The sequence below is a fragment of the Wolbachia endosymbiont (group A) of Gastracanthus pulcherrimus genome (assembly GCF_964028265.1).
GTDB lineage: Bacteria > Pseudomonadota > Alphaproteobacteria > Rickettsiales > Anaplasmataceae > Wolbachia > Wolbachia pipientis.
On the sequence record NZ_OZ034763.1, the window covers coordinates 882,670 to 896,950 of the forward strand.

7 protein-coding genes and 3 pseudogenes are annotated in these 14,281 nt (G+C 33.1%); 6 read left to right on the plus strand and 4 right to left on the minus strand.

Going from position 1 to position 14,281, the window contains the following annotated elements; translation table 11 throughout:
• Positions 1 to 396: 396 nt before the first annotated feature.
• Positions 397 to 2,655, minus strand: coding sequence for a hypothetical protein (locus ABWU47_RS04660; protein WP_353285601.1), 2,259 nt, complete (start codon positions 2,653 to 2,655; stop codon positions 397 to 399).
• A 397-nt stretch (positions 2,656 to 3,052) separates the two neighbouring features.
• Between ABWU47_RS04660 and ABWU47_RS04665 the strand changes: the two are divergent.
• Positions 3,053 to 3,595: pseudogene (locus tag ABWU47_RS04665) on the plus strand (exopolysaccharide biosynthesis protein); the annotation flags it as partial.
• Between the two features lie 370 nt (positions 3,596 to 3,965).
• Here ABWU47_RS04665 and ABWU47_RS04670 read toward each other — a convergent pair.
• A pseudogene (locus ABWU47_RS04670) lies at positions 3,966 to 4,088 on the minus strand (XRE family transcriptional regulator); the annotation flags it as partial.
• Positions 4,089 to 4,321: 233 nt separating this feature from the next.
• Between ABWU47_RS04670 and ABWU47_RS04675 the strand changes: the two are divergent.
• Positions 4,322 to 5,197: an Rpn family recombination-promoting nuclease/putative transposase gene (locus ABWU47_RS04675; RefSeq protein WP_077188055.1), complete on the plus strand. Its 876-nt coding sequence runs from the start codon at positions 4,322 to 4,324 to the stop codon at positions 5,195 to 5,197.
• A 201-nt stretch (positions 5,198 to 5,398) separates the two neighbouring features.
• On the opposite strand, the pseudogene ABWU47_RS04680 reads toward ABWU47_RS04675, so the two are convergent.
• A pseudogene (locus ABWU47_RS04680) lies at positions 5,399 to 6,250 on the minus strand (IS630 family transposase).
• A 471-nt stretch (positions 6,251 to 6,721) separates the two neighbouring features.
• Here ABWU47_RS04680 and ABWU47_RS04685 point away from each other — a divergent pair.
• The 4 genes from ABWU47_RS04685 to ABWU47_RS04700 all read left to right on the plus strand — a co-directional run bounded on the left by ABWU47_RS04685 (position 6,722) and on the right by ABWU47_RS04700 (position 13,059).
• Positions 6,722 to 9,964, plus strand: a complete 3,243-nt coding sequence (locus ABWU47_RS04685) for a hypothetical protein (protein ID WP_077188056.1) — start codon at positions 6,722 to 6,724, stop codon at positions 9,962 to 9,964.
• A 753-nt stretch (positions 9,965 to 10,717) separates the two neighbouring features.
• Complete coding sequence (locus ABWU47_RS04690) at positions 10,718 to 11,251, plus strand: HK97 family phage prohead protease (RefSeq protein ID WP_077188057.1); 534 nt, start codon at positions 10,718 to 10,720, stop codon at positions 11,249 to 11,251.
• Between the two features lie 135 nt (positions 11,252 to 11,386).
• Complete coding sequence (locus ABWU47_RS04695) at positions 11,387 to 12,661, plus strand: hypothetical protein (protein WP_077188058.1); 1,275 nt, start codon at positions 11,387 to 11,389, stop codon at positions 12,659 to 12,661.
• 8 nt (positions 12,662 to 12,669) lie between these two features.
• Positions 12,670 to 13,059 carry a hypothetical protein gene (locus ABWU47_RS04700; RefSeq protein WP_077188059.1) on the plus strand — a complete coding sequence of 130 codons (390 nt, stop codon included), beginning with the start codon at positions 12,670 to 12,672 and terminating at the stop codon, positions 13,057 to 13,059.
• On the opposite strand, the gene ABWU47_RS04705 is transcribed toward ABWU47_RS04700, so the two are convergent.
• Positions 13,056 to 14,228 (minus strand): CCA tRNA nucleotidyltransferase, encoded by a 1,173-nt coding sequence (locus ABWU47_RS04705; protein ID WP_006279937.1) that lies wholly within the window; start codon positions 14,226 to 14,228, stop codon positions 13,056 to 13,058. The genes ABWU47_RS04700 and ABWU47_RS04705 overlap by 4 nt on opposite strands.
• Positions 14,229 to 14,281 lie beyond the last annotated feature (53 nt).

Genomic DNA, 14,281 nt, shown 5'->3' on the forward strand with positions numbered 1-14,281 from the left:
TATATGACTCTGTTAGTTTATTGGAGGATACTATATGTGCATTCATTCGTAATATTACGGAAAGTTCGATCAAAACTATTTGTTCTGTGAGTTATAGCTCTTTTTACAATAATCCGAACAGATCATAATATGCTACTGCTCTACCATAGCCATAAGCACATATCTTATCCTATTCGGACTATTGCGAGAAGTGCTATATTTGCCTACTTATTTATGATATTTGGTATTATACCTAAATTTTGGATTAGTGATAAAAAAGCTAGAGGAAGAATGGACTATGGATTTGTCGAATTGGACTTTGAATACTTGATATCTTCTTTCCAGATAGATTGAAAACGAAGTTGTATAAAAAATGCTGCTTTGAATGGTTATTTTTGAAATATTTGAGCCTGATTTTTAAATTCCCCTTTCATTTACTAACTGATTGCAATAAGCTTCTTTCATAAAGCTAGATGGAACATATGATTTTTCTATTGTACAATCTGACTGTTTCATAGTTTTAGCTAACTCTTCAGAAACGTCACTGTTTATTTCAAAATAACCATCTTCTATGCCTATAGAAACATTTTTTCCTCCTAAAAGACAGCTCCCCCCTAAACTTGATTTATCCTCCAACTTACTAAAACGTGCTATGCTTTCTTCGTTGGCGAGCTTTACTTCTATTTTATTATTATCTCTATCACTAGGAGATAAATAAACACTGACCTTCCCAAAGTAAGTAGTAAAAGACATTTCAATTCTACCCTCCGAAATGTCGGTGTAATTCCTAACTCCTTCTTCATTTTCAACTCTAACTATACTTTCTCCAACTTGAAGCATACCAATTTCCAGACCTAAATTTTTAGCTTTTTTATTGTTGAATATTCTTGCAACTTCGACAACACTATCTTTTGGATATTTTATACAAAAGTGCCCATTGTCCATCTCTAACTCAAAATCATGATCATCAGTTTTTACACTTACGTCTACGATACTTTTGTACACCAAGTCCTTAAGTTCTAAAAGTATTTTTTCTCGTTGATCTAGAGCGTATCTATCTGAGCAAATTATGTTCACGAAATCGCCATGTTCTTCACCGCTAAATCTATTTAAAGACGCACCTCTTGATACTATTTGCAATATCTTTTTCTCATCTAAAAATCCATAAATTCGGGTAGTATCGTAAGAAAAATATAGCTTTTGCAATGTATCAATTATGCGATCCACTAAAGATATATTAGCTTTATACGGAAGAGTGAACATTACTCTTTGTTTCAGCGCCTCGCTTACAATTTTATCAAGTCTTTTATTGCACTCTTCATAATCCTCTTCATTACCATATTTACCCAAAGCATCCAATTCATCATGAATATTATCTATTTTTTGCCAAATACTTTCATATTTTTCTCTTTCTCTTTCTCTTAATTTTACTTTTGCTAAGGAAAAAGAATCTTTTTTACGTATTATGTTTGCATTGTAGACTAGTTGACCGTAGGTCCTACCAACAATTTCATCATAATCAAAGCAATAGCTAACATTATAGTCACTTTCACTAGTTGATTCCTGATCATTGCTACTTTCATCGTCATCTTTATTCCATACTTCAATATCGTAATCAGTGTTTTCAAGGTTTTTGTCTTCACTTGTTCGATAATCTTGATTGTTTTCTACTTTTTCGTACAGCCAGGTTGATTTTTGATCATCGCTACTTTCATCGTCATCTTCATTCCATACTCCAATGTCGTAGTTAGTATTTTTAGGTTTTTTATCTTCACCTGTTTGATAATCTTCTGCTTCTCTATATAGCCATATTGATTCCTGGTCATCATTATCATTGATACGCCTCATTTCCACTTTTGTTGTAGACTGAGGTCTTACTATTTCTTTTCTTACGTTTTCTTTGTTTAATTCATCTTCAAGAGACACTTCATTACTAATATAGAAGTTTTTCTGTTTTAAACTCTCATTTTCATTCTGCAATGAACTAAATTCTGCAAACAGCTCTTCACGCTCTGATAAATAAACATAGAGCTGGCCTATTACATCATTAAGTTCCTTATCTTTTTCTAATATCTGGTTTTCATAATTACTCTTCAAATCCTCTATACTGTCTACCAGCACTACACTTTCTTTTCTTAGTCTACTTGAGTTAGATTCAACCAAATTTAACCTTTGCTGTAACTCTTCATTTTTTTTGTCTATCATCTGTATTTCACTCTTCATATCTTCTAATTTGCTGTCCAAGTTCCCTATTATGTCATTTTTATTCTTCACGTCCAATAATACTTTTTCTATTTCTTGTTTTAGCTGTTCAATTTCTTGGCCATTTTTAGTTAATTCTCTTGTTTTTCTTTGTAATTGAGCTTCAAGCTCTTTAATTTTCTTTTCTAGGATCTGATTTTTCTTGCTGAGCTCACTCACTTCTTGATCATACTCTTCCGCTATACCTTTATAGCATTCCAAGAGCTTTTCATTTTTCTTGAGATCAAAGTTTTCTTGTTGCAGCCTTTCTATTTCACCATCTGAATTATCTATTACTTGGTTACCCTCACTACCAATCTCAAATATCTCTTCAGAAGTAATCGTAAAATCTTTAAATACGCAAGGCAAAGTAGTGTCTTCAAGGTTATTACTATCAAATGAGTTATATTGTACTACCTGCCTTGAACTAGGCATACTTATACCTTTCTATTAACAAAGGCACACAATGCATTATATTTACTATATACGCAACTGATTTAAACATAATTTATTTACTAATTCATATTGTGAATTTTTATAAAATAGGTTTATATGCAAAATATTATAATAACGTTAAAGCACGTAGCTAATACCATTATTAGTACAGTATAAAGGGCCTTTTTGCCTATAATTGAAGAGTTTAAGCAAATTCATAATATACCTCATTTATCTTCTAATAACGAAAATTTGTATCGAAACAGATAAGACCATAAGTATGAAATTCAAAGAGGAATGAATCAGTTAAATCAAGAATAGATGTTGTGTTATAGTAGTGATTATGCTAATTATTGGGTCGTTTGGTTAAAAGGTAATTGTGAAAAGGGGTAAGAATTTGACTGAAGATAAAAAATTAGCATCTGATATTCTAAAAGAGGTTGCAGGTACTGGTACTGCTGATAGTGATAAAGTGACATTGTTTGACATTAAAACAGCTTTACAAGAACGTGGTTTTGGTATTTTAATAATCATCTTCTCCTTGCCGCTATCGGTGCCTATACCGGTTCCACCTGGTTATACAACTATTCTTTCTATACCTTTAATCTTGTTTTCATTACAACTTCTGCTTGGGTTTCATTCTCCCTGGATGCCACGTTGGTTGGAAAGGAAATCCTTTAAACGTTCAACATTAGCCCTTGTGGTTAAAAAAACTTTACCTGCATTAAAAAAAATAGAAAAGTTCATGAAACCGAGAATGTCTTTTATCTTCTGTGGGCCAGGTGAAAAGATTTTGGCATTTATAATGCTGGTTTGCGTATTGGTGATAGCCAATCCGTTTCCGTTGACTCACTTCATTCCAGCAATCGGTACGACTCTTATTTCACTTGGTATTATGAATAAAGACGGGCTTGTCTCGATACTTGGAGTGTTGGTATCCTCATACGCGTCAAGTTAAGGAAATATCGTGAAATATAGCAACATTTGAGATGGGCATTTTATTTGTTACATTTATTTTTTTAGGGAGTTCTTATCTAGAAGAAGATAATTTTTTCAGAAGAATCTATAAATTAATAACTTTATTACTTAATATATAAAATAGTTTTTTCGTTTCCTTTCTTCCTTATACCACTTTTCTTTAACTTGACGCGTATGCTTGAGATACATTCCCGAGCTGTTTTGCTAGCTCTAATAAACCTAGTTTTGGTTTTAATATTTTTGTTTGTATTGTATTCATTTCTAACACTCCTTTCTTTTATTATTTTATAACTTACTTTTTTAAAGTGTCAGATTAAATCTTGTTTAATACATCTTAGCAGCGTGTGGTAGTTTATGCTTGTTTTGTCTACTAAGTCTTTCAGAGTATATTTTCTCTTTAACCTCCAGCTCCTTACTTTTTGTGCTATTTTGTACCTTATCGAGATATTTGCCATAAATATTATACAGGTTAATATAGCACTTCTCGCAATAGTCCGAATAGGATAAGATATGTGCTTATGGCTATGGTAGAGCAGTAGCATATTATGATCTGTTCGGATTATTGTAAAAAGAGCTATACTACCAAATAAAGATATACAAGAGGGATGCTTCTTTCTATGTTTGAATTTTAGTTGAATATTTCTTCATAATTGTGTATAATTATTAATGCTTTTTAGTTTTTTTTCTCATGGCTCTTTCGAAATTTCTTGATGCACGCAATGATTATGCTTTTAAAAGAATATTTGGCACTGAAAAGAATAAAGATATCCTCATTCATTTCTTGAACGATATTTTAGGCTTTACTGGTTTAGCTGCTATTCACGATGTTGAATTCTTAGCTACCATTTTGGACCCTGAAATTGCCGCTAAAAAGCAGAGTATTGTTGATGTTCTTTGTAAAGACTCTCAAGGTTCCAGATATATTATAGAAATGCAGTTCACTAAGACCAAAGGCTTCGAAAAACGTGCTCAATATTATGCTGCTAAAGCCTACTCAAGTCAAGCTGATCAAGGTGATAATTATCATAATCTCAAGGAAATTATCTTCATAGCTGTTGCTGATTGTATTATTTTTCCAGATAAGACTGAGTACAAATCTAATCATGTCATTTTAGATCAAAATAGCTTTGAACATGACTTAAAGGATTTTTACTTCGTATTCATAGAACTACCTAAATTTATAAAGACAAAAGAAGACCAACTAGAAAATATAGTAGAAAAATGGTGTTATTTTTTCCGATATGCAGCAGAAACAAGGGAAGAGGATCTAGATAAGATAGTTGGTAGTGACGTAATAATAAAACGAGCTTATGAAGAAATGAATAAGTTTAATTGGTCAGAAGAAGAGTTACTAGCATATGAACAAATGAAAAAACGTATAATGGATGAGGTAGCTGCTTTAGCTCAAAAATTTGATGAGGGTCTTAGGTTAGGTCAAGAAAAAGGTAGACAAGAAGAAAAAATCGAAGTTGCAAAAAACTCACTCAAGGCCGGTGTCTCTATTGATGTTATCGCTGAAATCACTGGCCTCTCTTTAGATGAGATCCGAAAATTAAAGGATTAATACGAAAATGTTCAAAAAAGCATATACATCAAGTTAAGGGAAAGTGGCATAAAGAAAAAAAGGGGATGGAAAAAACCACTTTAGATAGTAATTAATAAGGTTAGTGGTTTATAAGATTACTCTAGATAAAAATGCTCTAAAAAATAAATGTAACAAATAAAACACCTACTTTATAGCATTTCTCATAATAGTCCGAACAGGTCATAGGAAGGCAGAATCAACAGCACGACGAAAGGATTCGAATAGAGGAATGTTTTTCCTGGCTCTGTTTTTTATAGCAAACCAATGATGCTCAATTTTGTTGAAATCTGGAGAATAAGGCGGCAGATACAAAATTTCTGCACCAACCCCTTTAGCAAGCTTTATCAGACTTATGAAAAGTAGCATTGTCAAGAATGACAGTCTGTCCAGGTTCCAAGATCGGTGTCAAAAATTGCTCAAACCATCCATTAAAAACATCCATATTACAGTGGCCTTCAAAGGTTAACGGAACAACTATCTTTCTTCCACTTAAGGCTGCAACCATAATGATTCGTTGAGTTTTCTTTCCAGATTTTAAGGCATAAAACCGCTGTCCTTTCTGGCAATATCCGTAGGGGTAGTCTTCGGTGTTATCAATGCCAGACTCATCTATATACACTAAGTTTTTAGGTTCTTTTGTCGCTATAATTTTCAAAAATTCAGCACGTTTTTCTTCGTTTCTTTCCTTGTATCCATATGTCTTTTTTTGCGCGTAAATCCAATTTTTTTAAGGGCTCGATAGATCGTTTGGATACTAACGTTGTTCCAAAGTTTAGCCATTTCCGATAGAGTCTTTCCTCCGTGTTCTCTGGCAAATTTGGCAAAGGTACCCCAGTCGGTAATTTTGTGATTGTAACCCCCATTTCCAAGTTTTTTTGATTGAAAGTCTCCTGTTTCTTTTCTTCTTTGCTGCCACTCCCATAAAGTAGTTCGTCCAATCTTAAATCTTGCTGCCACTGTTTCTCTGCTTTCTCCTTCGTCTAGCGCTTCCATTGCTTTTTTTCTTAAATCATAACTATATGCTGCTGGCATTCAACCTCCTTATCATCATCTACCCTTATCCTATCACATCCGGACTTTTATGGAAAGAGCTATAAATTTTGCTATACTAGACAATCTTTCCTTAACTTAACGCCATTGCTTGAACGGATACCTTTTGATTGAATAAGATAATACGATAGTAAATAAAAGGTTGTATTAGAGCTGAATTTTACATCAAAAAATATTTTTCATGATATAAAAAATTATTATTGACTTTTATGCAATTAGAGAACTTATATACAATTACACTTTCATAGAAGATATAAACCTAAATAAAATTTTTATCCTTATTTTAGTCAAATAATTTTTGACAATAAAAGCATAGTTGATATCGTGGTCTTATAAGTAAGTGGCTTGCAGTATTGTAGGCAATTAATTAATCGTGGTGTTGATTGTATGATAGTGATTTCGTTGTTGTATTGGTTGAAGTAAGTTTTTGTATGTTTATTTGTGAGGGTGTTTATGCAAGAAAATGAGCCAGTTTTGCCTCCAGGCTTTCGTGTAGGAAAAGCAACTACAGATGGAAACTGTTTTTTTGATTCGTTTAAGCAAGGACTAGGACAATTAGGAATGAGCGCTGCTGTTGAGGAACTGCGAGAATATTGTAAAGAGTTTGCACAAAATAACCCACCAGAATGGTTCATAAATGCTATTGCTAACAGTTATGACAATAATGGTGTAGTGCGTAGGAAAACTCCAGATTCTTATGCAAAAAATATTCTAAATAACAATAGATGGGGTGATTCCGAAGTTGAAGGTAGAATACTTTGTGGAAAGTATGGTGTAAAACTGTATGTTATGGAAATACATGTTGTGGATGGAAAAGAGGTATGGACAAATCAGATCATAAATAGTGAAGAAGGTTCTAAGAATGTGGACAACATAGATTATAATGAGGAAAATACTATACACATAATAAATAGAGGCCATGGTCATTTTATTCCAATATTGAGAAAACAAAACGACAGAGGAAGTGGTGAGCCTCTTAATGATCTTGAAAAAAAGATCGAAGGTTACCTTGGCGAATCTTTGCATTTTGTTGATATATTTGGGAACGTTGAAGTAATTTATTTAGGTCGTTACAATAATCAAGACTGCGTTGAAGAAAGAAATTTGAAGTTTGCTGTTTTAACTAATAAAAGAGACTCAGAAGGTCAACAAATTGTAAGGTGCTATACTATTTCTTATAGAATAAACAGTCCTGACTCAAGATTCAGTGAAGAAGAGATGGAATTGGTAAGAAACAAACTACCTGATAGCGATACTGAAGGGAAAAAACGAGCATTTGTGTTTCAAGAGTATAAAATGTTCACAGGAAAAGAAAGGAAGGGGAATGATAGAGAATTAGTCTGTAAATCATTTTCTGAAAAGCAAGAATTTACTAGAGAGTTGAAATGTCCATATAATGAATTTGTAGCATCAATCAGGGGCTTTGGTTCACGTAGTCTTTTTTCTCCTGTACGTGCTTCTACACCAATTGCCCGAAGAAATATACCTAAAGGACATGATAAGGCTTACGCGTATAAGTTTTTAGAAAATCTTCTTAGAATAGAGATGAGTCCTGATGTGCTAGTAGATATTATAGTTGATAGTAAAGATGATACTAAAATCGCTGTAGTAGGACGTCCAAAGGTATTGGGAAGTTCTACAAAACAAATGCGTCATGTTATATCATATTCTTCGGTAAAGAGTGCTATTGAAAGTGTAATAAAAGCAGAAGGTGACTACGAGTTATATGTGAAAAACATGGTAGAACAAGTTATGACTCCACTAGTAATGAGCAGAGAAGGTTTGTGTTTGACAGAAGAACAGTATAATAATCTTAAAGAGAAAGAGGTTATTTCTTCTGGTAAATATGATGAATTTAAACTCACGACTGAAACTAAAAAAGGACAACGTAAAAAATATCACTTAATATACGATAAAGAGATTATAGAAGCCATTAATAGCAAAAAAATTTTTACAGAAGAAGAAATAAAAAAAGCTCGCTCTGATTTTAATGCAAGACTTAGAAAATACATAAGCCATGGAATTGATTATCTAACTGATGGATTAGCTGCAGAAGATATAAACACTGTTACAATAATGTGTGAGGGAGTTGCCAGAATAATATTAACTATGTTTAATCAAGACATACATGCTGCTTTTCCTGAAGAAGGTAATACTCTATCAGAAGAAATTCGTTTATATGAGAGCCAAAACGATGCAAAAGAACCTAAAGCAAAGGTGTTTAGTGTATTGCTACATGACGAAATCACTCAAGAGATAGTCGGAGATTATAATCTTCGTATTAGAATTGTGAATAATGAAGGATATATAGTAAAGAGAACAGCATGTGCGTTGAGTGTTTTAAATTCTTTACTAAAAACTACTTCATATAATATCAATGAAAAAGAAAGTAAGAAATATTTGGATGATTATAATGAAAAGTGTAATTCTACTATTAGAACACATAGTCAAGATTTAGGTAATTATAATGGGAAGATTAATAAAAATAATCTAAATGATGTTCTTTATAATCATGTAGCAAAACATTTGTATGAAGTATTTGATTTTAAACCGTTGGAAAAAAGAGTATTAGCGCCAAGAAGAGAGGCAGGGGATGCTATCAAAGTATATCCTTCTGCTGGTGGTATAAGAGAAGCAGAATATTTAGTACAAGAAGGAGATGAATATAGAAGGTTAAAAATAAATGAAGCAAAAGGTTATAATGATAAAGCAATATTTCGTTCAGGAATGGCTAATAAATTAATAGGAAAAATACTATCTAGTAAAATTGTTTCTCATGTTATTATTCATCTAGTGCCATACAGGTACTTGAAGGATGGTTTTATGGAAAGTGCAGTGGAAGAAGGATTAGGAAATGGAATGCAAAAGATACTAAAGTCTTTTATAGATTTAGTACAGCAAGACTATATTAATGCGCCATTTCACGAAAGAATTGGAGAAGTACTAAATGATGATTGGGTAAATCGAACACTTGAAAAATATCAAGAACAAAATCAGTCTTTTTCTGAAGCAAGCAGTATCATTATAGAGGAAAGTGATACTAAAAGACCGCCAGAAGAAGGTGGTATCGATGAGACTCATATTGAAAAACTACCAAGAGAAGGCGGTGTCAGTGATATTGAACAACGCTTAAAAGGAAAAGGTATTAAGGAAAATATATATAAAGGAGGTTATATGAAAAAACGTAAAAGTAATTTACAGGTGGCATTTGAAGGAGCACACTCAGATTTCTTATGTGATGCAGTGAATAATAATAACCCTGACTTGATTACACAATGGGTGGAAAATAACCTAATGAAAGGTGACGACCAAATAAGAGGTGGTAAAACATCAAGAACTGCTTTTTATGAGGCAGAAAAATCACTAATTAGGAAGTATATTCGTGAGGGTAAGTTTGGTAGTATTGTCACTCTTCTTGATGCGGTTCATAATGAGAAGTTCAAAAATGAGGATAGCTATAAAGAATTAAAAATAAAAGAATGTGAAGTACTGACAGGTGCAATAGTAATGGCAAGAGGGTCTTTGGAAAGAGATGACACTATGCACAAGAATCTGAATGATTTGTTAAAAGATAAACAAGAGAAATTAAAAAAAATGGAAGATATAGATCTTGAAAAAGATGGAGTATCTACTAAAATAACAGAAGCCCTTAACATAGTTCAGGTTAATTCTGCAGGTAGTTCTAAGGGTAAGTAGTAAATTTCAATGTTTTATTAAGGTTTTACAAGTGTGTGGTAGGGAATACTATATTAATTTCGTTTTCCTACCATGTCACTGGTAGTAGGTTTATAAATTCTATATAGTTTTGCGGCGTTTTTATGTTGAGTGATCATGCAGCACCAGACTGATACTACTCCAATAAATAACGATCTCTTAACTATAAAAAACCTCAAATTGTTCGTTCCATATGTGTGATTATGTTTCATTAAAAATGCCTTCCTTGATTTTTGGATGTCAGATAATTTAAACGTAAGATACGCTGTATATGTCAAATATTTATTGTAGAACATAGTGGCCTTAGTCAGAAAAAGTTGTAGAGGAGTTTGGAATATTTCTATACAAGTATTAATAAAAAGAATTGCATTCTATACATTTGCAAGTGGAGTAATAATGATTTATTAATGTATTTTACTAAGAACTTAAATAAAACAGCCATTTCCAGCGCTCAAAACCAAGGGCCGTGAGAAGAGTTTGTTTTGGGATGTGTTGGTCAGGGCACTGGGATGACATCATAGAGGCACTAGGATGACACCTTGACAATCGCCATTCCGCTACTTGTTAGCGCCGCGGTGGTATGACGTAGAATTTTATAACCCAGTGTCCAATCTGGATTCTAGTTAGCGTTTTTAGTAACTAAGAAAAGTGCTTCCCCCTTTTAGAGCACTGCATATAATAGAATTATATCGCAGTGCATTGCGAAACAAAATTCCCAATACTACAGGAGGCTTTATGAATAAGAAATTTCTCTATTCACCATTGTCAATAAAAAGTATAGAAGAAAACGGTGTATTTTCTGGTTATGCTAGCGTTTTTAATATAGTTGATAAACAAAATGATCTGATATTGCCTGGAGCATTTAAGGAAAATTTAAACAGAAATAAAATAAAACTCCTTTGGCAGCACAATCCAGGTGAGCCTATAGGTAGCATCATAGATATTTGCGAAAATGATGTTGGCCTGTATATAACCGCACACTTACTTTTGGGCATCCAAAAAGCAAAGGAAGCGTACTTAATGCTCAAAACTGGAGTAATCAATGGACTTTCCATCGGCTATATACCTATAGAGTATGATGTTGATCATAAAAGCGGAGCTAGAGTGTTAAAACAAGTGGAATTATGGGAAGTCAGTTTGGTCACTTTTCCTGCAAACTTGGCTGCTCAGGTAATCAATGTGAAAAATCAGAACAATGAACAGGAAGTGTTAGCAAGAGCGATAGAAAAAGCAAATGCTGTACTTGCAGACATGTACATTTCTGCTTAAAGTGTATTAGGCGGGCAAAGACTTTACCATAATTTGACACCTGTGTTAGTATTTGTTTAACATTTATACTAATATATATAACTTTATTACTATTAAAATTTTCTGTAAATTAAAGTTAAAAAATGAGGTAATTTTATGCTAAATATTAATAATAAGGTTAATTATGAAATTAATATTAAGCGAAAGGAAAAAAAATACAGCTGGTCTACTGTATTTGCTTGGTTATATCTAAAAACGATTGGACGAATATTGCCCAAGAGATGGAATAGATGGGCAGAAAATATTTTGTACTACGATAAAACTACTGCAAACAATGAAGTTCAAACTGATGCTTTTAAGACAATAGATGGAAGTGTTCAAGTTGACTTAAAACCTGAAGTTGTAGAGAAAGAGAGCCAAAGTGTAGTGATAAACAAAGATGGAGGGGTTCAGACTGATGGAGTAGCATTGATAACAGAGGAAGATGATGAAGCATTAGAAGAACAGCTGGAGGGCATAAATCAGGAATTAGAACTTGAACGTTTACAAAATGCTTCCTTAAAAGAAGAAAATAGAGAATTACGATCTGCAATTGAAGGACTTGAAAAGAGTTATAAGGGACTTACAGAAGATGCAGGCGAACGAGAAGAGGAACTAACCAAATACAAACAAGATAAAAAAGCAATGCAGGATAAAGTTGATGAACAACAGAAAACTATATTTGATCAATACATGATAATAAGAGAGCAAGGAGAAGAAATTGAAGCTACTAGGAAAGATAATGAAAGTCTGCAAGCACAAATAATAGAACTTAAGAGTAGGTTAAAGGACAAGGAGGATAAATTAATTGAATTGAATCAACAATGGCAAGCTAGCAAATTAGTGGCTTTACTTAAATCACAGACTGATAAATTGTGTCAGGCTAAAGACAAAAATACTGAATTAGAAAATAAAGTCAGTGACTTAGGTCATGAAGACAAAGCTCTACGATTAAGTGTGAATACATTGACTGCTCAATTGGGTGAAATGGAGAACTTGGGGAAGCAATTACAAAGTGTTCAAGAATCTAAACAACAATTGGAGATTGATTTAGAAGGTCAATTGAAAGCTGACACTAAGAAACTACAGGAAGCAAAAGAAGGTCAATTGGCTAAAAAGGCAGGTGCAGTGAGTACAGTATCTACTGCAAAATCAACTCTTTCAAAATTACGAAACTTGCCCAATAAGCTTTCTAGGGATAAGGGTCTCAATAACTTTTTATCTGGGAAAAACGAGGAGTTAAAAAAAGGTTTTCCTGAATTTAAAGAGAAACACTTTTGCCATAACGTGCTTAATGAAACTATAAAGTCTCTATCAAATCAAGATGATGGCAAATTTGAAAGCAGTAAGCTGCTTGAATTATTAGAAAGTAATTTGAAACAATCCGCTTAAAAGCCAAGTTGTCACCTTCTGTTAGAAAATGCGTAAAAAAATTAGAATTTAACAAACAAGAAGGGGTAAATAAGATTGTAGACTCTATCTTGCACAGCTTTAATAGCAAGAATAATAATAATAACGACTCAGTAGAATTACTTAAAGAAATTGTTGTGAAAGAGCTAGTAGAAGCTAGAATGAGATTTTTTTTAGATAAGATTCAAGAGTTACAACTGACATCAAGCATAAGAGATAAATTTTTATCTACAGATCAGGGAATGTGTAATCAAACTCAAGGAGGAGTAAACGAATACCAATTAACAGAAAAAGCTAAAAAAGAATACACACCTAATTCCTCGATGAGTCACACTAATACTGTAAGCATACATTCATTGAACAGTCGGAAAGCAAGTTAAAGTAGGCTCTTAGCATAAAGCACCAGCTCCTCTTTTGTTAAAGTATAGGAGCTGTCTTCCCAATGTTGTTTTAGCAATTCTAAGTTTTTACCTAAACTTTTTCCTGGCTGGTGACCTATACTTATTAAATCATCGCCAGATAAAGGAAATTTTGGAATATTGAATGTATTAGCAAATGAAATGTATTTGTCAATATTTTCTCCAGACTCAACACCACAAATTTTTATTAAATCACAATATAGTTCTCTACCAAATAAAGATATGTACTTTTTTTGCTCTTTTTCCGAAAGCTCTGTTTTGATATCGTTGGATAGTAAAAATAGCAGCTTTTTCTTTTGCTTGTTCGAAAGACGTAAAAATTTGCTTACATATTCTCCAAGACTTAGCCTGTCATTTTTGGTGGTCCTAAGAAGTAACGCTAATTTTACTAGTGCATCAGTGCCCAAAAGAAGTGACGAAGACAGAATTTCGCATTTTACTTCTTTTGGGATAATCTTTTGCAAAACATCAGATTCTTGCATGCTCTTAAGTGTTGGAAAAGGATCATTGCACTCCAGCAATTTAAGTATTTCATCTCTTATTCTCTCTCCAGAGAGGTTTTGAATCATATGCGAATGCTTTTTGCATACGCTTAGTATTTCATCACTCAAATCTCCGGCACATATTTTTGCATGAAAACGAAATGCTCTTAAAATACGTAGATAGTCTTCTTTAATTCTATCTTCAGCGTTGCCTATAAAGTTTAACCTTCGCGCTTTTAAGTCCTCTATACCACCAAAGTAGTCATATATATGGCCATGCTTATCTGCATACAGAGCATTAAATGTAAAGTCGCGCCTTGAAGCATCCGCTTGCCAATTATTGGTAAATTCTACTTTTGCATGCCTACCATCACATTTCACATCATGCCTTAGTGTTGTGATCTCAAAAGATCTTTGATTTAGAACCGCAGTGATAGTTCCATGTTTTAAGCCAGTTGGAATAGTTTTTATATTACGGAGTTTTAGCGCTTTAATCGTTTGATTGGGAAGCAAATTAGTAGCTAAATCGATGTCGTGAACATCACGCTGCAAAATTGAGTCTCTCACACATCCGCCGACAAGCCTAGCCTCACCGCCAAATTCCTCTATGGCATCAATAATTAAACTAGTCTCATGGTCAACTTGCATTTAGGTTAGTACGTACTGCAAGTTCATATTATATGAAATGCTTGCAAAAGCCC